Here is a 20,055-nt window from a genome sequence, read left to right on the forward strand (position 1 = left end):
GGCGATTAGCTCAGTTGGTAGAGCATCTCCTTTACACGGAGGGGGTCATCAGTTCGAATCTGGTATCGCCCACCACTCATCATCAAGTTTAATGTGTTAAAAGTAGTAGAAGTGGGCGATTAGCTCAGTTGGTAGAGCATCTCCTTTACACGGAGGGGGTCATCAGTTCGAATCTGGTATCGCCCACCACTTCTATGCTTTCAAAATTATATAATGGGTCGTTAGCTCAGTTGGTAGGTGGTTGACTTTTAATCAATGGTTAAAGGTTCGAGCCGAGCAAAGCGAGACAGCAGCGCGCCAGCGTTGACCCGAAGGGCGAATCCGTAGGATGAGTAATCCCGCACGAAAAACGCCAGAAATGTCGAGTAAATCTATATAATGGGTCGTTAGCTCAGTTGGTAGAGCAGTTGACTTTTAATCAATTGGTCGCAGGTTCGAATCCCGCACGACCCACCATTATATAGAACCCCAACACCCCAACACCCCAACACCCCAACACCCCAACACCCCAACACCCCAATACCCCAACACCCCAACACCCCAACACCTGAATACCATTCCCTGTATACCTGTCTTATTTACCTATAGTCTCATTTTTAACTTCCTAAGACTTATTCCCTAAGCAAATAACTCATCTGTGAATCGCAGGCATAAAAAAAGGCGCCGTAGCGCCTTTTTAACGATTTTTTTCTGATACTTAGAGTACCAGGCCCGCGATAGAAGCGGACAGCACACTGACCAGCGTAGAGCCGTACAGCAGTTTCAAGCCAAAGCGAGAAACGACGTTACCTTGATGTTCATTCAGGCCTTTAATCGCACCAGCTACGATACCGATGGAAGAGAAGTTAGCGAATGAAACCAGGAATACGGACAGAATACCTACACTGCGTGGTGACAATTCTGATGCAACTTTCTGCAAGTCCATCATTGCCACAAATTCATTTGAAACCAGTTTGGTTGCCATGATACCGCCAACTTGCAAGGCTTCATGAGCAGGGATACCCATTACCCAGGCAAACGGGAAGAAGACATAGCCCAGAATACCCTGGAAGCTAATACCAAACAGCAGACTGAACAGAGCATTCATCGCAGCAATCAATGCAATGAAACCAATCAGCATTGCTGCAACGATAATGGCAACTTTAAAACCAGCCAGGATGTATTCACCCAGCATTTCAAAGAAGCTTTGTCCTTCGTGCAGATTGCTCAGTTGTAACTCTTCTTCATCTTCAGCTTTATATGGGTTGATTAACGACAACACAATAAAGGTACTGAACATGTTAAGCACCAGTGCTGCGACCACGAATTTCGCGTCCAGCATGGACATATAAGCACCGACTATCGACATAGAAACCGTCGACATTGCTGTTGCTGCCATGGTGTACATGCGTTTTTCAGACATTTTGCCCAAAATATCTTTATAGGCGATGAAGTTTTCAGACTGGCCCAGAATCAGTGAACTGACTGCGTTGAATGATTCCAGCTTACCCATGCCGTTAATTTTGGACAGTAAAGTACCAATGATACGAATAACGACTGGCAGAACTTTAATGTATTGCAGAATACCAATCAGGGCAGAAATGAAGACGATAGGGCATAGCACTCTTAAGAAGAAGAACGCGAGACCTTTATCACCCATATTGCCGAAGACAAAATCGGTGCCAGTAGCGGCAAATCCAAGCAACTTGTCGAATAAACCGGCGAATCCTTTCACAAAACCTAATCCAACTTCCGAATGGAGGAAGAAGTACGCTAACAGCACCTCAATAACCAACAATTGAATAACAAACCGAATGCGGATGCTTTTACGATCCTTACAGATCACTAGAGCTAGTATGGCCACTACGACTAAGGCCAACGCAAACTGTAGAATATGGGACATGTGTGCTCCAAATTAGAGGCAGGCTAGGTTTTGGTGGACATTTTATGTAACGGCTACATTAAAAACGAGATGTAGTCTGCAAATATAGAAATTCACTTTCATAAATGCAAACAAATTAGCGGGGTTGATCACAAAAAACAGGATGTTAATAATATGCTACAGGGATAGTGTAAATATGCTAGTTTGAGCAATTGTAGCGTTCGGTCTCAAAAATTGCGATGTAGCTGTTAACTCAATTTTTCAGAAACCAACAACTGACGATGACGATACGGCAAATTATGCGGTATTAGCTATCAGAGAGATAAGTTTCACCTCTCTAAATGCGCTTGATAATTATTATCATTTAGATATTATTAAAGACAAGAAAGTAGCCGTAGGTTTTCAAGGGTAATACTGAATGTTGAATAGTCGTGTTGTCGATACGCCCCCCCGTACATCAAGGAGAATCAAACTCTCCCTGATGGGGCCTGCTTTTATCGCGGCTATCGGCTATATCGACCCCGGCAACTTTGCCACCAATATTCAGGCCGGTGCTTCCTTTGGCTATACCTTATTATGGGTCGTGGTTTGGGCCAATTTTATGGCCATGCTGATCCAACTCCTTTCCGCCAAGCTCGGTATTGCCACCGGCAAAAATCTGGCTGAACATATTCGTGACCGCTTTCCTCGCCCTGCGGTATGGGCTTACTGGGTGCAAGCCGAAATTATTGCGATGGCGACAGACCTGGCTGAGTTTATTGGGGCGGCGATTGGGTTCAAATTGCTCTTGGGTGTGACGCTACTTGAGGGGGCGGTACTCACGGGGATCGCGACCTTCCTTATATTGATGCTACAAAAGCGCGGACAAAAGCCATTAGAGTTAGTGATTGGTGGCCTGCTGTTGTTTGTCGCTGCAGCTTATATTGTAGAACTTGTCTTCTCACGCCCAGAGATAGCAGCCTTAGGCCGTGGGATGTTAATCCCGGATCTCCCTAACCGCGATGCAGTATTTTTAGCCGCCGGGGTCTTGGGCGCAACTATAATGCCGCACGTTATCTATCTGCATTCATCATTGACTCAAACCGCCGGAGAAAACTCTAAAGCGGATCGCTACGCCTCGACCAAATTGGATGTGGCCATTGCCATGACGATTGCGGGTTTCGTCAATTTGGCGATGATGGCGACGGCAGCTGCCGCTTTCCACTTCAACGGCTATGGCAGCATTGCGGAAATTGAACAAGCTTATTTAACATTACAACCCTTGTTGGGTAATGCTGCCGCGACCATTTTTGGCTTGAGTTTGGTGGCTGCCGGGCTGTCATCAACCGTGGTCGGAACTTTGGCTGGACAAGTGGTTATGCAGGGGTTTGTGCGGTTTTACATCCCTATCTGGGTGCGCCGAACAGTCACTATGTTGCCTTCCTTTATTGTCATTTTGATGGGGATGGATGCCACTCGTATACTGGTGATGAGTCAGGTATTGCTGAGTTTCGGTATTGCTTTGGCGTTAGTGCCGTTGTTGGCCTTTACCGGCAATAAAGAATTGATGGGGGATATGGTTAACTCAAAACTGATTCAGATTTTGGGGAAACTGATTGTACTGGTGGTGATTGGATTGAATGCTTACTTATTGGTGAGCCTGATTTAATTTATCAGTAAGGCGAGCTAAGGATAAAAACTCGCCTGGGATATTCTCATCTAATCATGATCATGGTGATCATGGCCTTTGCCGCGATGATGTTTTTTACTCTGTTTTTTATGATGTTTATCATATTTCCAATAGTGCCCATCACGATAGTAGTAGTTCTTTTTCCACCAATCTTTGTGTTGCCAGCGGTGACCGTCCCAGTAATGACCATGACGATTCCGCTCGCCTAAATCTCGTCCTTGATGATTTTGCCACCATTGTTGGTCACGCCAGTCATAACCATCCCAATAATTACCGCTGCGGTCTTGTTCGCCAATTTGTAGCGAAACACCGGGTAGCAACTCAATACTCTCAGCATTCGCCATTGGGATAAGCGGGAACCAGGCTAAGATGGTTATCAGTAACAGCGGTTTTATCCTTCTCGGCCTCACTACGCTTAGCTTTAACATTGTTGATTTAAACATGGCCGTTTTTAACATTATTTATCCTTATCTGGCCTTATAGGCTATAGCGCTATCTTAAACAGGAAGTTGGCCGTTGAGATTCGGATAAAACTGTAAAATACGGATTTAGGATTTATCTGTGAGGGGAGATAGCAGGGAGCGTTAGCCCCCTGTTGAAGACTTAAAAAGAGAACGTTTACACTAATATGTTTTCGATAGCTTTTATCTCTGCGTCGCTGAATTCGGTATTGGCCAACATACCGACAGCATCATCAATTTGACTGATTTTGCTCGCCCCGATCAGTGCCGACGTCACTCGCCCGCCCCGCAATACCCACGCTAAAGACATTTGCGACAACTTCTGCCCACGGTCAAGCGCGAGTTCATTCAATTGGCGAACCTTAGCCAGTTTTTCCGCTGAAAGTTGCTCAGGATTCAGGAACTTACTGTCACTGGCTGCCCGTGAGTCCAATGGGATACCGGCCAAATAGCGATCAGTTAATAAACCGCCCGCCAGTGGCGAGAAAGCAATAGATCCAACACCATACTCGTCCAGCGTATCTTGCAGATCTGCTTCAATCCAGCGCTCAAACATGGAGTATTTGGGTTGATGAATCAAACAGGGCGTACCGAGCTGTGCCAGAATTTCGCAGGCCTGACGTGTTTGTGCTGCTGGATAGTTGGACAAGCCGACATATAAAGCTTTGCCTTGGCGCACCAGTAAATCCAGCGCAGCCATCGTCTCCTCCAATGGGGTATTAGGGTCTGGTCGGTGATGATAGAAAATATCAACATAATCCAGCCCCATCCGCTGCAAGCTTTGATTAATGCTGGCGACCAGATATTTTTTGGAGCCCCAATCACCATAAGGGCCGGGCCACATGGTGTAACCCGCTTTGGAGGAAATAATCAGTTCATCGCGATAAGGACGCAAATCTTGTTGCAGGATTCGGCCAAAATTCAGTTCGGCAGAGCCGGGTGGTGGGCCATAGTTATTGGCTAAATCAAAATGGGTAATACCATGATCAAAAGCACGATGAATCAGGTTGCGGCTATTTTCATACAAGGTGCTATCACCAAAGTTATGCCACAAGCCAAGAGAAATCGCTGGCAGCATTAATCCACTGCGGCCACAACGGTGATACTCCATCTCCTGATAGCGGGAGGACGCTGCCTGGTAGACCATGATGCCCCTTATTGATGAAAGTAAACTACGCCTTAATGTATGCGTTTCCACCGGTTTCGAACGCTGGCGTGATCACAGAGTTTGCATTCGGTGACAGGGGAGAATGCCTGTCAGCAAAACCTTATTCTGCGTGAGCTAATTAATAATTTAAAAAACATTAGATTTATTGATGATTTGCTCAATACTTATTTGACAATAATAAGCATTGAGGCGGGTAGTAATGGCGAGCAACTATAAGGTAGCAGATTATTTACTGGATCGACTGGCACAAGTGGGTATCAGGCATCTATTTGGTGTTCCTGGTGATTTCAATCTTCACTTTTTAGATCATGTCATCAGCCATCCGGTCATTCAATGGATGGGATGCGCGAATGAACTTAACGCGGCTTATGCGGCTGATGGATATGCCCGTGTTATGCCGGCGGCGGCGTTATTGACCACGGCAGGAGTCGGTGAGTTAAGTGCTATTAATGGTATCGCGGGTAGCTTTGCTGAATATCTTCCCATCATTCATATTGTTGGCACACCGGCACTGCGCTCACAAAAAGCCGGCGAATTATTACATCATTCATTTGGCGATGGTGATTTCAACCATTTCGCGCGGATGGCGAAAGAGGTTGCTTGCGCGCATACCAGCTTAACTGCCGAAAATGCCGCGTCTGAGATTGATCGCTTGTTGGTGGCGGCACTTTATCAACGGCGTCCGGTCTATTTACAGCTCCCTTCTGATGTGGGAGAGGCGGAGTTAACCAGCCAATCTGGGGCGTTAGCACTGTCTCAACCGATGTTATCCCCGACCTCATTACAGGCTTTTATTGAGGCAGCTCGTCAAAAATTGCAGTCGGCGCACCGGGTGGCGCTGTTGGCAGATTTTCTCGCCGATAGATTTGGCGCACGACAAGCACTGAATCATTGGCTGGCAGAGGTGAATTTACCGCATTCGACATTGCTGATGGGGAAAGGCTTACTGGATGAGACTCACCCGATGTTCATTGGAACTTATGCCGGAGCCGCCAGTGATGCCAGCGTCAGAGAATATATTGAAGAGGCCGATGTGCTGATCACCGTCGGTGTGTGGTTCGTTGATACCATTACCGCTGGATTCAGCCAACATATTACTCAGGATAATTGTATTGATGTTCAGCCAGAACAAGTGCGGATTGGACGTCAGGTTTTTAGTCAGATCCCCATGCTGGCTGCGGTTAATGCGCTACACGAGTTATGCCTGTCTTTACAGGGAGAGTGGCAGCAGCCGGTCATCACTCATCCTATACCCGCGCTGCCGTTCGATAATCTCCTCAGCCAGCAGGCATTTTGGTATCACATCCAGCATTTCCTGCGGCCAGACGATATTGTGGTGACGGATCAAGGCACCTCCAGTTTTGGTGCCGCAACACTGCGTCTGCCTTCTGGCTGTACCTTTGTCACCCAATCATTGTGGGGATCTATTGGTTTTAGTTTACCTGCGGCCTATGGCGCACAATTGGCGCAACCGCAGCGCAGAGTAATTTTGCTGGTAGGAGATGGCGCAGCGCAGCTCACCATACAAGAGTTGGGGTCGATGCTGCGTGATGGTTTAACTCCTATTATTTTTCTGCTTAATAATCATGGTTACACCGTCGAGCGGGCTATTCATGGGCCACAGCAACCCTATAACGACATTGCCGAGTGGGATTGGACGCAGCTACCACAAGCTTTGGCTGTGGACAAAGCCTCATTGACCTGCCGGGTCACGCAGGCGGATGAACTGCAACAGGTGCTGACAAAAATCGAAAATTGCCAGCAATTAGCATTTATTGAGGTTATGTTGCCACCAATGGATATGCCTGAATTAATGGTTAATGTGGCCAAATCTATTCAGGCCCGTAATGCGGCGATTTGATGGCACCGGTTAATTGATCCAACAGCCAATAGCCTGCCGGCCCCGGCGGGCTTTTTTTCGACCAAACTGCATCAATTGAGATCATTTTTGGCCAACCTGTAATTGGCAAAGCAACCAGTTTTTTATCACTGTATTGCTCAACCATCCAGTGCGGCAAAATCGCCCAGCCGAAGCCTTGCACCGCCATCTCCATCAACATTAAATAGCTGGGTGCTGACCATATCAATCCCTGCGACTGATTGCGCTCGGTGCGGTTATAGGTGTTGAGACAGAGTTGGCGGGTGGTGGCGAGTTGTTCCGGGTGAACCTGTGACAATTGTGCCAACGGATGATGACGTTGCACAAATATCGCCATTTCGGTTTGCTCGGCTAATCGGCTGGCGGCAATATCCGGCGGGTAATGTTGTTGCACCTCTACTACGCCGATATGCGCCCGCCTCAGTTGCAGCAAATCAATTACATCGTCATCTTCAGCAATCAAACATTCAAATTCGATATCGGGGTAACGTTGCTCAAAGCGGCGTAGCAGGCTTTCATGATGGGTGGGTTGATAGGTGTCGGACAAGACAAACGTCAGACGGGTTTCAACCTGGCCCGCCAGCCGGATTGACAGATTATCCAGGCGCTCACTGGCAGCCAGAATTTCTTGCACATGAGAGAGCACGCGCCGTCCGTGATCGGTTAACACCGGCTGACGGGCTTGCCGGTCAAATAAGGTTAACCCCAGATCGGCCTCCAGATTGGCGATGGCGGTGCTGATGGTTGACTGGCTTTTGCGTAGTTTACGGGCCGCAGCGGAGAATGATCCCAGTGCGGCAGCTTCGACAAACGCAATCAGCGCTTCGGGAGAGTAGTGCATAATCTATCTATTTTATCGATGGGTTCTATTTTTAATCTATCTTAAAAAACGATGATAATCACCTTCGACATTGTGTTATTGATTAATTAAGTGGGTGTTTTATGCAAGTTCAGCGCAAAACTATATTTGAGCGGATTATCCATGCCATTGGCTTTGAAGTGATTGCCGTCGCAATTTGTGCGCCAGTCGGGGCATGGTTACTCGATCGTTCCGTATTACAAATGGGAACATTGGCCATTCTTCTCTCTTCTGTGGCGATGCTATGGAACATTATTTACAACAGCCTGTTCGACTACTTCTGGCCGGTGAGCCGGGTAGTGAAAACCCTGCGTGTGCGAGTATTCCATGCGTTAGGTTTTGAAGGCGGGTTTATTTTGATTGGTTTACCGATTGCGGCTTTCGCATTGGGGATTTCACTGTTACAGGCGTTTATATTGGAGATCGGTTTCTTCTTGTTCTTCCTACCTTACACCATGTTCTATAACTGGGCTTATGACAGTTTGCGGGCGCGAATTATCCGCTCACGCCAGCCTGATACCTTAACGCCAGCCGCTGATAAAGGGCGCGGTTCAAACTAATATTTGGTTCATCACGAACCGTGATTTCTTGTTTCAGCAGTGGCAATTTACCGCTGCTGAAACGTTTTTATGTGATCTTTATCCCAAAGCGAAACGGTTTCCAGCATTGAGATTGTTGTTTCGCCAACCTGATTTTACAGTGGGCATAGTTGAAGTTAAGAATATCTGTAACGGAGAAGTTTCTGATGACGAGCTATGCCCTGGTGGGTGACGTTGGCGGCACTAATGCCCGTTTGGCGCTTTGCGCTGTGGCGACGGGCGAAATATCACAAGCAAAAACATATTCAGGGTTAGATTACGACAGTCTGGAAGCTGTCATTAAGCAATATTTATCAGAGCATAAGGTCACTGTAGAGCATGCCTGTATTGCTATCGCCTGCCCGATTACCGGAGATTGGGTGGCAATGACCAATCACACTTGGGCGTTTTCTATCGCGGCGATGCAGCAAAACCTCGGGCTGAAGCACTTAGAGATCATTAATGATTTCACCGCGGTATCAATGGCAATTCCCATGTTGTCTGAGCAGGATGTGCTGCAATTTGGCGGTACATCGCCACAGCCAGGTAAACCGGTGGCGGTATACGGTGCCGGGACGGGGTTAGGGGTGGCACATTTAGTTAATGTGGATAGCCGCTGGATAAGCTTGCCGGGTGAAGGTGGGCATGTGGATTTTGCGCCCAATAGCGAAGAAGAAGACCGGATTTTGGCGGTATTGCGTCAGGAACTGGGCCACGTTTCCGCCGAGCGAGTGCTTTCCGGGCCGGGGCTGGTCAATTTATACCGGGCCATTGTGATTTCTGATGGTCGTCTGCCCGAAAATCTGGCACCGAAAGATGTGACTGAACGCGCTCTGGCAGACAGTTGCACTGATTGTCGCCGTGCATTATCACTATTTTGCGTGATTATGGGGCGCTTTGGCGGCAATTTAGCCTTGAATCTCAGCACCTTTGGCGGCGTGTATATCGCTGGCGGAATTGTGCCGCGCTTTATGGAATTCTTTAAAGCTTCCGGTTTCCGCGGTGCTTTTGAAGATAAAGGGCGTTTCAAAGATTTCTTACAGGATATTCCGGTCTATATGATCACTCACCAACAACCCGGTTTGCTGGGCGCAGGGGCTTATTTACGTCAGAAGTTAGGGCATACTCTTCATCCTTAAAACTGCATAGATCACCGGATTAAAATGAAAAAGCAGAGTCAATGCTCTGCTTTTTTACAATTTATAATGATTAGGCGTGGCTGCTGGCGGTGACCCCAGATGAAGCCGTTGATGTGTTTTCTGCCTCGGTAGCAGCCCCTTTCGGTGGCTTGATAACCAGGGTTAACAACAGAGAAACTACTGACATCACTGCAATAACGATAAAGGTTGCGTGATATCCGCCCAACTGTGCTGCAATAAATGACCCTGCCAGTGCGCCTAAACCAAACCCTTGATAGATAACCCCATAGTTTTTGCTATGGTTTTTCAGGCCAAAGAAATCGCCCACAATGGCCGGGAACACCGTGATGTTTCCACCGAAACAGAAAGCAATAGCACCGACACACAAGAAGAACAGGGCATGAGTCAGCGGGACAAAACTCAACACCGATACGGCTAAAGTGGTCACCAGCAGGGTAAAGCTGATAACTCGCAGGCGGCCCACTTTATCGGATAGCGCTCCGAGAATAATACGTCCAGCAGTGTTAAAGATGGCGATGGCCGACACGGTATTGGCTGCGGTCGCCAAATCCATCCCCGCCAACTGCACGCCCAAATCCTTCACGATACCAATCAGATATAAACCACTCATACATGCGGTGAAGAAGATGATAAACAGGAAGTAAGACTCTTTGACTGCCAACATCTCTTTGACACTGAAATCACGGCCAGCAAGTGCAGATGGCAGGTGGGCAGCGGTTTGTGGTGCGACGGCTTTTTCCCGCAGCAGGAAAGAACCCGCTCCGACCAAAACCATCACAATAATGCCCCAATAGAAGAAAGCCAGTGAGACCCCCTGGTTGGCGATCAAACTGGCATTCACGTATTTGAATAACAGACTCCCGGTACCAAATGCCCCGACAGAAATACCTGAAATCAATCCCTTACGCTCTGGGAACCATTTAATCAGATTCGACAGCGTGGTGATGTAGGCGGTGCCATCGGCAAAACCAACCACAATCCCCGCCAGCAGATAAATCATCCCCAATGAGGTGGCGAAAGAGCTGGCAATCAAACCCAAACCGAGGATGATGCCGGAAATTAACGTCAGTTTACGGATACCAATGCGTTCTTGCAGACGGCCTGCAAACAAGGTGGCGATAGCCAGAGAGAAACTGGTGATAGAGAATGTGGTCGCAACCGCCCCGAGTGACCAACTGAATTTTTCCCCCAGCGGCTGATTGAATAAGCTCCAAGTATAGATAGTGCCTAAACCCATCTGAACGATGATGGTACCAATAACAATTAGCCAACGATTTACCGGTTTACTGCTCATGCCGGACTCCTTAAACATCAATGCATACGGCCCGAATGGGGGCTATTGCTGACGGGATAGGTGTAAGCAATAGCGTCGGAGCCTAAAAATTACGCGCTGATGGAGCACCGAAAATCTTGTATTGCGGTGTTATCAGCCCGCCGAATAAAACCAGTATACGGGCGGGCTAATAGCAATAGATCGAAAGGGGAATGAGCTGCATTCGGGGAGGAATGAAATGCATTTAAAGGCGCATCAGTTGCCTGAATTCTTTTATCTTGCTGCGGCTCACTGGGACTTCAAAGTCCAAATCACTGAGTCGCAGAATATAGGTGTTGTTAAACCAAGGCACGATTTCGCGGATTTTGGCTAAATTCACGCAATAAGAACGGTGGCAGCGGAAAAAGTACTCTTCAGGTAGGCGGCTGCAAAATTCAGTGATATTCATCGGCATGATAAATTCTTCGCGCCGAGTATAAACCAGCGTGACCTTTTCCTGCGCCGCTGCGTAATAAATATCATTGATATCCGTTACGATGATGCGCTCATCTTTCATCAGATTGATGGTATGGGGCGTTGGGCGATGGCTGGGACTGTTGGTTTGTTCTTTATTTTGGCGATCACGTTTATACAGGGCTTCCAGTTTTTGCAGCATAGTAACAATACGCGATTCGTGGTAAGGCTTTAAAATATAGTCAAAAGCTTCAATTTCAAAGGCTTCTACCGCATGCTCTTTATAAGCAGTAATAAAGATAATATAAGGTTTATGGGCAAATTTGCTGATATTTTGCGCCAGTAACACGCCATCCAGCGACGGAATGTTAATGTCGAGAAAAATGGCATCAACCTGATGATTTTGCAGATATTTAAGTACGTCCAATCCATCTTCAAAGGTGGCTTCGATGGTGATATTACTGTGTTGTTGGATCAGGTAACTTAATTCTTCCTGAGCCAGAAATTCATCTTCGACAATAATTGCTTTCACGGATTAATCTCCGGCTGAAATGCTGGGTTCTGCATGGACTTTGCCGCCATTTTTACTGATATAAAAAGAAATCTCAGTGCCCGGTTCCATTCGGCGTATCTGTAAACCCTCGCCATAGAGTAATTTCACTCGATGATGGACATTCAGTAAGCCGATTTTATTGCCGGGCATTTCGTTATTTGCCACGCGTTCAATGGTTTCCTGATTGATCCCATTACCGGTATCTTTCACCGAGATTTTTATCTGATCGCCACAGTCTTTAACCGCAATAACCACCACACCTTTACCTCGGTACGGCTGAATACCATGCACGATAGCATTCTCTACCAGCGGCTGGATCAACAAGCTGGGGATTTTTAGTGCAATATCATCATCAATATCATAAATGACGGTTAACTTACTGCCAAATCGCGCCTGTTCGATGGCAATATAGTCTTGAATTTGATGCAGTTCTTTACGGATATCAATTTGTTCATCATTCAGTTCAAGGTTATAGCGCAGGTAGCGCGATAGATTGATGATCAATTGACGCGCGGTATCTGGATTAATACGAATTGATGAGGAAATGGCATTTAGGGCATTAAATAAAAAGTGTGGGTTAATTTTACTTTGTAGTGCCCGCATTTCCGCTTTATTTGCCATTTCGCGCAGTTGTTCAATACGCGAAACCTCAATTTGGGTTGAGATAATTTGCGACAAACCTACCGCCATTACTTTGAGTGAATAAGTGATTTTATGGGCATGACAATAATAGATTTTCAGCGAGCCCGTCACTTCTCCTTTTTCCCATAAGGGAATGATAATAAGCGAATGAATTTGGGGAGTCCGGTGGACCTCATCATTATTGCGGATGGTAATTTTACCGCGCTGAATACTTTCCTTGGTAATGTCACTGATTATTTCATGGCCGATATTATAGGTTTCTACCCCGACACCGACATACGCCAAAATATGTTGGGTATCGGTGATAGCGACAGCATCGGCCTTGATATCATGGCGAATAATTTCACACACACTGCGCAATGACTCGCCATTGATATTGCGAAAATAGGGTAAGGTTTTATTAGCAATATCCAGTGCCAGCTTTGCCTGTCGCGCAGCAATGACCTCTTTTTCATCCTCGACACTCTGCACTAATAGCACAATCAGCCCGATACAGACTGCCCCTAAAATCATCGGAATGGCGATTTTAGACACAATATCGATGCCCAATGCCGTCGGTTTGGCCCATATAACCACCAAGAGCATGGTCAGCGATTCACAAATCATACCGGCCAGAATACCGATGCTCCATTGCCGCTCTTTTTTGACTTTCAGGTTGATATAGCCCGACATCAGACCCGCAATAATACTGGTTATAAGACAAGGAACCGAGGTAATACCATCAATATCAATTAAATAACGATGAGAGCCAGCAATAAGCCCGGTAATAATCCCCACCCATGGGCCAAATAGAATACCGCCGGACATTACGGCAATCACCCGTACGTTAACCAGCGAGCCTTCAACATTGATACCGGAATAGGTGCCGAAAATAGCAAATAACGAGAAGATAGCAGTGACTGCAGCCAATTCTAGCGGCGTGTGTTTCTCTTTTTGCAATAGCTGACGAAATAGGTGGGTGCGGGTCAGAAAGAACAGGCAAATTAACATCAATGCGGCACGATCAAATACCGCTAATAGCATTTCAAATATCTGGTGCACACTGTTTTCTCTTGGTAACAACCGGGGGTTGGCGGTAAGAAACCATCAAATCCTGGGACGAATAAGCGAATCACTATAAGGAAAACGGGGGGAGACTGCTACTTTATCCGTGCTATTGAATGGCGTCTGCCGGAGCAATAAACTCCGGCAGAGTATCTGGTGGAAGAAGATTACTTTGTTATTCCTAATTGCTGCTTGCCGATGGCGGTTAAATTATCGACTGTGGCTCTGCCAACAAAATCAACTTCAAAATCATCGGCTGCAAAGTCTGGTGGAGAACGGCCATCAATAAAGCTGGCTAACTGGCGTGGTAAGTAGGCGGCATTTTTTTCACACCAAGGGGCAGCAGCGATATACATAACATTGCTGTCAAACTCGCCATTATGTTCGTTTTCTACCGAATGGATAACATCGCAGTGCCAAAATACAGTATCACCAGCTTCCAGATCCGGAATAGGGGAAATGGCTTCGATTAAAAGAGGATGCCATTGCTCAGAGGCCGATAATGCGCGCCCCGGTGCCGCGCCACATAAGTCATCGTCAGCTACATCATCTTGCAAAGCACGCAGCAGAATATAGGCCATGGCATTGGCAATTGGAATCACGTTTAACGTCCCGGCATGGGTGCGTTGCGGTGTCAGCGCGGTCCAGCCTTGGAATGTCCGAAACATGGAACATACTGCGGGTGATGGAAATTCGCGCACCTCCGGGCGACCTTCAGCAGCAAAGGGATCGTATTTCTGCCATTCACCAGAAAATACATGGCGGTAAACATGGCGGAAATTCTCATCCAGCCAGCGTTCAATAGAACCACCATCCACATGAGGCGATAAGCCAAGAGATGAGGATTTTGGCGGACGGCGGCGGGTGCGGTCAGCATAAGTTACCACTCGGTTAGGGTCAAAGTATTGCTTCCCATTGCTTTCGGTTTGCCACAGGTTATTTAAGAAAACCTGTACTGCGTTCATGCGTTGGTCCTGGCGAGCTTCAACCTGTGGAGTTGACCAGTAAATGCCGTAAATTTGTGGCTTGCTGGCCGCCAGAGTGCCGAAGTAGTTGTCTTCCGCTGCATTTTTCAGGCGCTCGACAAAATTATTACGATCCAGATAATCACCGATTTCGCGGTTCCATGCTGTGGCTTTCTCGGTCGGGAATACCCCGAGAATAGCGCAGCAACCCCGTTGTTTTATTTGGGTTTTTTTCTCGTCAGTGACTTTGCCATTGATAATATCATCAGCATGAATACGTGGAACCGGGTTCTCACCCTGAGCCAGACTACGGCGGATCTCGCTAACTTGTTGACGGATATTCTCTTCTACCTCTTGGAAGACCTGCAGATAATTGGGTAGCGCTTGACGTAACTGTTGTTTCACTGCTTTGATTGCTGAGGGAATATCGTCTATTTGTAATGAAGACATAATGTTGATTCTCCAATAGCTGTAGGTTGAGGCCAGAGTCATGGTTGCGTTTGCTGACCATTTGTTTGTTTTTTGTTATCTTCAGGTAAACATTATTTAAGTAAAATAGAGAAGAATAAAGGGATGAGGTTTTCGTAAAATTTCCTCTTTAATCTTTCTCCTCTTTTTACGGCTAACATCTTCAAATCGAGGGAAAAATAGTGCCAGTGATCCCCATGTTTAGTTGCTCGCCCATTTCTTTGAGAACACCCCGCTTGATGCTGGACAGTCTTGTCGAGCAGGATTGGCCGCTGTTTTTACAATTGCATCAAGACCCGGATGTTCAGCGCTATATTGCTGATCCGCAGGGAATGGCCGAAATACGCGCTCGCTTTGAATCGCGTTTAATGCCGTGGGAAAAAACCTCCAGTCACTGGTTATGTTTGGTTATCCGCGAAAGAGAAAGTGGGCAGGCGATAGGGCTGACCGGTTTTTTAGCTGAGTGGCTGCCGCTACAACAAGCTGAGGTGGGATATGCCATATTGCCGTCTTATCACGGCAAGGGTTTTGCGAAAGAATCACTGATGGCAGTGCTGGAATTTGGCTTTCAACAATGCCAATTCCATAAAATGAAAGCCACAGTCACCGTAGGGAACACGGCTTCGCGGCGGACGTTGGAGAGTTGCGGCTTTCAGTTGGAAGGCACCTTGCGTGATAATTTCCAGTTGGATGGGCAATGGTGTGATGACTGGGTATTGGGGCTGTTGGATAGTGAATTTGAGCTATCGCGTTGAACTCCGATGAGTTGGATATTTGTTATCAGCCTATCGACAGTTAATCAGCGCTGGGATATGTTCATTAATAGACCATTTACTGCTGGTCAGCGTCGCTCGGACGGTCCGGGCGCTAACGTATCCTTGAGGAAATTATGGCTGAATCCCCTTCCAAACGTCGTTTTACCCGAATTGATCGTCTTCCCCCTTATGTTTTCAATATCACTGCTGAGTTGAAGATGGCCGCGCGTCGCCGTGGTGAAGACATCATTGATTTTAGTATGGGTAATCCGGATGGCCCGACGCCGCCGCATATTGTTGAGAAAATGTGTAGCGTCGCACAACGTGAGGACACTCACGGTTATTCAACCTCTCGAGGGATACCTCGCTTGCGCAGGGCGATTTCGCGCTGGTATGCGGATCGTTATCAGGTAGATATTGACCCTGAAAGTGAAGCCATTGTCACCATCGGCTCGAAAGAGGGGCTGGCGCATTTGATGCTGGCGACATTGGATCACGGTGATACCGTGCTGGTGCCTAATCCCAGTTATCCTATTCATATCTACGGTGCGGTCATTGCGGGCGCACAAGTGCGTTCGGTTCCCCTGACCGAAGGTATTGATTTCTTTGGTGAATTGGAAAGAGCCATCCGCGAAACTATTCCAAAACCGAAAATGATGATCCTCGGTTTCCCGTCTAATCCAACGGCGCAATGTGTCGAGCTGGACTTTTTCGAGCGCGTTGTGGTGCTGGCGAAGCAATATGATGTGCTGGTGGTGCATGATTTGGCTTATGCCGATATTGTGTATGATGGCTGGAAAGCCCCATCAATCATGCAAGTACCGGGTGCAAAAGATATTGCAGTTGAATTCTTTACCTTATCTAAAAGCTACAATATGGCGGGTTGGCGTATTGGTTTTATGGTCGGCAACCCCGAGTTGGTCAATGCATTGGCGCGGATTAAGAGCTACCACGATTACGGCACTTTCACTCCATTACAGGTGGCAGCTATTGCTGCGCTGGAAGGGGATCAGCAGTGTGTGCGTGATATCGCCGAACAATACCGCCAACGTCGCAATGCCTTGGTTCGTGGGTTGCACGAAGCGGGCTGGATGGTTGAAAATCCAAAAGCATCAATGTACGTCTGGGCTAAAATTCCCGAGCCTTACGCGCATTTAGGATCATTAGAGTTTGCTAAACGTCTGCTGTCTGATGCGAAAGTTTGCGTCTCGCCGGGGATTGGTTTCGGAGATTATGGTGATACCCACGTCCGTTTTGCTCTGATTGAGAATCAGGACCGGATCCGCCAGGCGGTGCGTGGGATTAAAAGTATGTTCCGTGTCGATGGTTTGCTAAAGCCAGGTAAAACCGCATCTGGGGAAACGGCTTAATCCGTTAGCAATTCTTAGCGTCAAATAACCTTATTCTGGCTGGTAGCTTAGGGCTTCAGTCAGAATAAAAGTCACTCTTCAACAGCTTATCTACCCATCCTTAATGTTCTCTTCATCTGTTTAACACCATACTTAGTCTTAATTGCGTTATTTAAGTGGAGCGTGCGGCTATGAGAAATCGCTATTCATTACCCCAGATAACCTTACATTGGCTGACGTTATTGATGGTCATTTTGACCTATGCAGCCATGCTGCTCAGTGACACGGTGCCTGATGAAGACCGAACCCTGGTAAAAAACCTGCATTTCAATTTTGGTATTTCTGTTTGGTTGCTTATGCTGGTGCGACTCTGGTTGCGCCACAAAAATACAATTCCTCCTATCACTCCAAAATTACCTGACTGGCAGCTATTAGGGGCACATATTTTACATTGGTGCCTGTATCTGATGTTTTTATCGTTACCAATTTTGGGTGTTTTGGCGCAGGCCTATGGTGGGAAAACCTGGTTTTTGCTCGGCTGGCAAGTCCCGCAATGGGTGACGCCGAATGATGAAGCGCGGGCTTATCTAAAACAAACACATGAATTAATTGCTAATTTAGGATATTTCGTGATTGGTGCTCATGCATTGGCGGCGCTTTACCATCACTATATTCGCCGTGATGATACTTTGCGCAGAATGATGCCGGGTAAATGATATAGAGTTTAAAATGATAAAGGGCGCAAATGCGCCCTTTATACGATGTCAGGTAGTGAATATCTCAGTCGAATACTATTCGACCATCATCATGAAGGTGCCAACCCAAACCACCAACATAATTGAGATACCCATAAAGAAATACTTCATTTAACCACTCCCCCTTGGAGCACCTCGCCAGCCTGAGTCACTCAGTCACTGTCTGCGAGTCGATGGCGCTAATGTAATCCCAATAGAGAGCGATTTTCAATACTGTAATTTTATGCATTAGATCACACTTTTATACAGAAACAGTAATTAATGTTAGTCAATGTATTGAAGTGTGAAGCTATTAACGTTTTTTTAAATTATCGCTTAATAACAATTTGTTACTCTCTTGGCTTAAATTTAAGCGATAACGATTGGGAGAGCTTAATTATCCGACTTTTCTTACTACCACATCAGCTTCAAAACCCAGTAAATAAAGAGCTTGTTCCAGAGCTTCAACCTTGGAAGCGTAATACACATCCAGCAGACGATCCATTTGAGCTGCATTCAAACCTAACTTACGGGCCATATCGGCTTTGCGGGTTTGAGTGGTGAGCATGGCATTGTGCAATTCTGCTTTCAGGCGCACCAGAATCGGTACGTGGATAGCAATATCATCCGGTTGCATTGCCGATGGTGCGGGGACAGGGCGCTGTTCTTCTATTTGCGCGGCAATGCCATTTTTAATGCCATCTTGTGCTTCTAACTCTATGTCATCGACCGAGTAAGTCACAGAACCTGATTCTGGAAAGTCGCGGTAATGGATATGGTATTCGCCGCTGGCTTCATCATAGGTATGGCTGGCTGGGTAATGGTGCACGGTGTAACTCCTGTGGCAACAAGGTACTTCAAGATGCAGCCATTGTACTGGCATCAGCAATACGGGGTTACTTATTTAGCGTATTCGCATAAATGATGAATATTGGCGAGTACGGGCAAGAGCAATATTGTCTGAGTAGCGCCTGTTTGTCACAAAAATCGGCAATTGCCGCAGCCTCGTTGACTGCGGCAGATGGTTGAATAAATTCACTGCGGCTCAGTGAAGCAGTAATCGGTCTTTTATTGTTATTCATCGACATTCCCTTTGCGCAGGACATTTTTGGGCGAAAGCAATAGGAGATCTGCATCACGATTTTTAGCTCTACCTGCTTGTCGTCGGGTAGTAACATGTTAATTTAGCGGTAGTTGGATTGTTACCGTCAATGGCGGGCAAAACCTGATTGAGTGGCTTGATGAATGCTGCTGAGTCGGGTTTTTTTGTTTTCAGGGCTAACACATGAAAATCGCTAAAATACTTAATAACAATGTGGTTATCGTTCTTGACCCGCAGGGGCAGGAGCAGGTGATGATGGGCCGCGGTCTTGGCTTTCAAAAACATCCGGGTGAATTGCTAGATAACACATTGATAGAAAAAGTATTTGCACTGAAAGATAATGAGTGGGTGTCGCGATTAAGTGAGTTACTGAGTTGTATCCCATTAGAAGTGATGATTACTTGTGATCGAATAATCACTTTGGCGGCGGCTAAGTTGGGGAAGCTGCAAGATAATCTCTATATCTCACTGACGGACCATTGCTTTTATGCAATTGAACGCCACAAGCAAGGTTTAGATATCACCAATGGATTGCTATGGGAGATTCGTCGGCTGTATCCCAAAGAGTTTGGGTTGGGCTGTGAAGCATTGCAAATCATTGAACAACGGCTCGGTGTGCAATTGCGTGAAGATGAGGCTGGATTTATTGCGTTGCATTTGGTGAATGCGCAGCTAAATAGCAAAATGTCCGAAGTCATGCAGGTCACCAAGGTGATGCAGGAAATTCTGCATATCGTAAAGTATCAGTTTAAGCTGGAATATGATGAGAACGGGCTAAGCTATCACCGCTTTGTCACGCATCTGAAATTTTTTGCGCAGCGCATGTTGGGGCGCAATAATGTCATTAGTGATGATGATTCTTTACACGATACGATAAAAGAGAATTATATTGCGGCTTATCGCTGTGCCGGGAAAATTCAGCAACATATTAAATTGCAGTATCAGCAGGATTTGAGTAAAGAAGAGCTGATGTTTTTGACTATTCATATTGAGCGGGTTCGTCGGGAATGCTCTAACTTGCCCGATTAAGTCATTAGCAAAAGAGATTTTAGAATAAAGGATTGTGACTGCTGAGGGCAGGC

The 20,055-nt window shown here is 46.6% G+C and carries 19 protein-coding genes, 2 tRNA genes and 1 other RNA gene; 11 read left to right on the plus strand and 11 right to left on the minus strand.

Features of this window, described 5'->3' with window-relative positions; translation table 11 throughout:
* Window positions 1–113: 113 nt before the first annotated feature.
* The 3 genes from QSV56_RS20830 to QSV56_RS20840 all read left to right on the plus strand — a co-directional run bounded on the left by QSV56_RS20830 (window position 114) and on the right by QSV56_RS20840 (window position 456).
* Window positions 114–189: transfer RNA gene (locus tag QSV56_RS20830), tRNA-Val, on the plus strand.
* A gap of 33 nt (window positions 190–222) precedes the next feature.
* A non-coding RNA gene (locus tag QSV56_RS20835) (RtT sRNA) lies at window positions 223–349 on the plus strand.
* 31 nt (window positions 350–380) lie between these two features.
* Window positions 381–456, plus strand: a tRNA-Lys gene (locus QSV56_RS20840).
* A gap of 241 nt (window positions 457–697) precedes the next feature.
* On the opposite strand, the gene QSV56_RS20845 is transcribed toward QSV56_RS20840, so the two are convergent.
* Window positions 698–1,882, minus strand: coding sequence for a NupC/NupG family nucleoside CNT transporter (locus tag QSV56_RS20845; protein ID WP_019081724.1), 1,185 nt, complete (start codon window positions 1,880–1,882; stop codon window positions 698–700).
* A gap of 397 nt (window positions 1,883–2,279) precedes the next feature.
* Between QSV56_RS20845 and QSV56_RS20850 the strand changes: the two genes are divergently transcribed.
* Entirely contained in the window at window positions 2,280–3,509 is a 1,230-nt protein-coding gene (locus tag QSV56_RS20850) for an Nramp family divalent metal transporter (RefSeq protein ID WP_011815865.1), read from the plus strand.
* Between the two features lie 50 nt (window positions 3,510–3,559).
* On the opposite strand, the gene QSV56_RS20855 is transcribed toward QSV56_RS20850, so the two are convergent.
* Window positions 3,560–3,988: a DUF2502 domain-containing protein gene (locus QSV56_RS20855; RefSeq protein WP_019081722.1), complete on the minus strand. Its 429-nt coding sequence runs from the start codon at window positions 3,986–3,988 to the stop codon at window positions 3,560–3,562.
* 160 nt (window positions 3,989–4,148) lie between these two features.
* The gene (locus QSV56_RS20860) at window positions 4,149–5,138 is read right to left on the minus strand and encodes an aldo/keto reductase (RefSeq protein ID WP_046050506.1); all 990 of its coding nucleotides are present in this window, start codon (window positions 5,136–5,138) and stop codon (window positions 4,149–4,151) included.
* Between the two features lie 220 nt (window positions 5,139–5,358).
* On the opposite strand from QSV56_RS20860, the gene QSV56_RS20865 reads away from it, so the two are divergent.
* Entirely contained in the window at window positions 5,359–7,020 is a 1,662-nt protein-coding gene (locus tag QSV56_RS20865) for an alpha-keto acid decarboxylase family protein (protein WP_019081721.1), read from the plus strand.
* Here the strand turns inward: QSV56_RS20865 and QSV56_RS20870 are convergent.
* Window positions 6,992–7,879 (minus strand): LysR family transcriptional regulator, encoded by an 888-nt coding sequence (locus QSV56_RS20870; RefSeq protein ID WP_046050507.1) that lies wholly within the window; start codon window positions 7,877–7,879, stop codon window positions 6,992–6,994. The genes QSV56_RS20865 and QSV56_RS20870 overlap by 29 nt on opposite strands.
* Window positions 7,880–7,980: 101 nt before the next feature.
* Between QSV56_RS20870 and QSV56_RS20875 the strand changes: the two genes are divergently transcribed.
* Together QSV56_RS20875 and glk are read left to right on the plus strand one after the other, a co-directional pair.
* Entirely contained in the window at window positions 7,981–8,457 is a 477-nt protein-coding gene (locus QSV56_RS20875; protein ID WP_019081719.1) for a multidrug/biocide efflux PACE transporter, read from the plus strand.
* A 185-nt stretch (window positions 8,458–8,642) separates the two neighbouring features.
* The gene (glk, locus tag QSV56_RS20880) at window positions 8,643–9,614 is read left to right on the plus strand and encodes a glucokinase (RefSeq protein WP_019083647.1); all 972 of its coding nucleotides are present in this window, start codon (window positions 8,643–8,645) and stop codon (window positions 9,612–9,614) included.
* A gap of 70 nt (window positions 9,615–9,684) precedes the next feature.
* On the opposite strand, the gene QSV56_RS20885 is transcribed toward glk, so the two are convergent.
* From QSV56_RS20885 to QSV56_RS20900, 4 genes are all read right to left on the minus strand, one after another.
* Window positions 9,685–10,929 (minus strand): OFA family MFS transporter, encoded by a 1,245-nt coding sequence (locus QSV56_RS20885; protein WP_050129831.1) that lies wholly within the window; start codon window positions 10,927–10,929, stop codon window positions 9,685–9,687.
* 223 nt (window positions 10,930–11,152) lie between these two features.
* Window positions 11,153–11,893, minus strand: a complete 741-nt coding sequence (locus QSV56_RS20890; RefSeq protein WP_019081716.1) for a LytTR family DNA-binding domain-containing protein — start codon at window positions 11,891–11,893, stop codon at window positions 11,153–11,155.
* Window positions 11,894–11,896: 3 nt separating this feature from the next.
* Entirely contained in the window at window positions 11,897–13,597 is a 1,701-nt protein-coding gene (locus QSV56_RS20895) for a sensor histidine kinase (RefSeq protein ID WP_050163479.1), read from the minus strand.
* Between the two features lie 170 nt (window positions 13,598–13,767).
* Complete coding sequence (locus tag QSV56_RS20900) at window positions 13,768–15,015, minus strand: DUF1479 domain-containing protein (protein ID WP_301213614.1); 1,248 nt, start codon at window positions 15,013–15,015, stop codon at window positions 13,768–13,770.
* Window positions 15,016–15,272: 257 nt separating this feature from the next.
* Here QSV56_RS20900 and QSV56_RS20905 point away from each other — a divergent pair, with 257 nt between their 5' ends.
* From QSV56_RS20905 to QSV56_RS20915, 3 genes are all read left to right on the plus strand, one after another.
* Window positions 15,273–15,788: a GNAT family protein gene (locus QSV56_RS20905; RefSeq protein ID WP_046694752.1), complete on the plus strand. Its 516-nt coding sequence runs from the start codon at window positions 15,273–15,275 to the stop codon at window positions 15,786–15,788.
* Window positions 15,789–15,922: 134 nt separating this feature from the next.
* Complete coding sequence (gene alaC / locus QSV56_RS20910; RefSeq protein WP_046050510.1) at window positions 15,923–17,158, plus strand: alanine transaminase; 1,236 nt, start codon at window positions 15,923–15,925, stop codon at window positions 17,156–17,158.
* 170 nt (window positions 17,159–17,328) lie between these two features.
* Window positions 17,329–17,853, plus strand: a complete 525-nt coding sequence (locus QSV56_RS20915) for a cytochrome b (RefSeq protein WP_046050511.1) — start codon at window positions 17,329–17,331, stop codon at window positions 17,851–17,853.
* 75 nt (window positions 17,854–17,928) lie between these two features.
* Here the strand turns inward: QSV56_RS20915 and ypdK are convergent, their stop codons facing one another.
* The 3 genes from ypdK to QSV56_RS20930 form a co-directional block, all read right to left on the minus strand.
* Entirely contained in the window at window positions 17,929–18,003 is a 75-nt protein-coding gene (ypdK, locus tag QSV56_RS20920) for a membrane protein YpdK (protein ID WP_098057507.1), read from the minus strand.
* Window positions 18,004–18,268: 265 nt separating this feature from the next.
* Window positions 18,269–18,700: a hypothetical protein gene (locus QSV56_RS20925; protein ID WP_046694755.1), complete on the minus strand. Its 432-nt coding sequence runs from the start codon at window positions 18,698–18,700 to the stop codon at window positions 18,269–18,271.
* Between the two features lie 67 nt (window positions 18,701–18,767).
* Entirely contained in the window at window positions 18,768–18,953 is a 186-nt protein-coding gene (locus QSV56_RS20930; protein WP_050158815.1) for a hypothetical protein, read from the minus strand.
* Between the two features lie 203 nt (window positions 18,954–19,156).
* On the opposite strand from QSV56_RS20930, the gene licT reads away from it, so the two are divergent.
* The gene (gene licT / locus QSV56_RS20935) at window positions 19,157–20,002 is read left to right on the plus strand and encodes a BglG family transcription antiterminator LicT (RefSeq protein ID WP_050158803.1); all 846 of its coding nucleotides are present in this window, start codon (window positions 19,157–19,159) and stop codon (window positions 20,000–20,002) included.
* Window positions 20,003–20,055: the final 53 nt, after the last annotated feature.

The organism is Yersinia sp. 22-579 (assembly GCF_030433455.1).
GTDB classification, from domain to species: Bacteria; Pseudomonadota; Gammaproteobacteria; order Enterobacterales; family Enterobacteriaceae; genus Yersinia; species Yersinia enterocolitica.

Coding starts and splice junctions, on each gene's coding strand:
- QSV56_RS20845 (WP_019081724.1), bottom strand. CDS start 1,882: ATGTCCCATATTCTACAGTTTGCGTTGGCCTTAGTCGTAGTGGCCATA.
- QSV56_RS20850 (WP_011815865.1), top strand. CDS start 2,280: ATGTTGAATAGTCGTGTTGTCGATACGCCCCCCCGTACATCAAGGAGA.
- QSV56_RS20855 (WP_019081722.1), bottom strand. CDS start 3,988: ATGTTAAAAACGGCCATGTTTAAATCAACAATGTTAAAGCTAAGCGTA.
- QSV56_RS20860 (WP_046050506.1), bottom strand. CDS start 5,138: ATGGTCTACCAGGCAGCGTCCTCCCGCTATCAGGAGATGGAGTATCAC.
- QSV56_RS20865 (WP_019081721.1), top strand. CDS start 5,359: ATGGCGAGCAACTATAAGGTAGCAGATTATTTACTGGATCGACTGGCA.
- QSV56_RS20870 (WP_046050507.1), bottom strand. CDS start 7,879: ATGCACTACTCTCCCGAAGCGCTGATTGCGTTTGTCGAAGCTGCCGCA.
- QSV56_RS20875 (WP_019081719.1), top strand. CDS start 7,981: ATGCAAGTTCAGCGCAAAACTATATTTGAGCGGATTATCCATGCCATT.
- glk (WP_019083647.1), top strand. CDS start 8,643: ATGACGAGCTATGCCCTGGTGGGTGACGTTGGCGGCACTAATGCCCGT.
- QSV56_RS20885 (WP_050129831.1), bottom strand. CDS start 10,929: ATGAGCAGTAAACCGGTAAATCGTTGGCTAATTGTTATTGGTACCATC.
- QSV56_RS20900 (WP_301213614.1), bottom strand. CDS start 15,015: ATGTCTTCATTACAAATAGACGATATTCCCTCAGCAATCAAAGCAGTG.
- QSV56_RS20905 (WP_046694752.1), top strand. CDS start 15,273: ATGCTGGACAGTCTTGTCGAGCAGGATTGGCCGCTGTTTTTACAATTG.
- alaC (WP_046050510.1), top strand. CDS start 15,923: ATGGCTGAATCCCCTTCCAAACGTCGTTTTACCCGAATTGATCGTCTT.
- QSV56_RS20915 (WP_046050511.1), top strand. CDS start 17,329: ATGAGAAATCGCTATTCATTACCCCAGATAACCTTACATTGGCTGACG.
- QSV56_RS20930 (WP_050158815.1), bottom strand. CDS start 18,953: ATGAATAACAATAAAAGACCGATTACTGCTTCACTGAGCCGCAGTGAA.
- licT (WP_050158803.1), top strand. CDS start 19,157: ATGAAAATCGCTAAAATACTTAATAACAATGTGGTTATCGTTCTTGAC.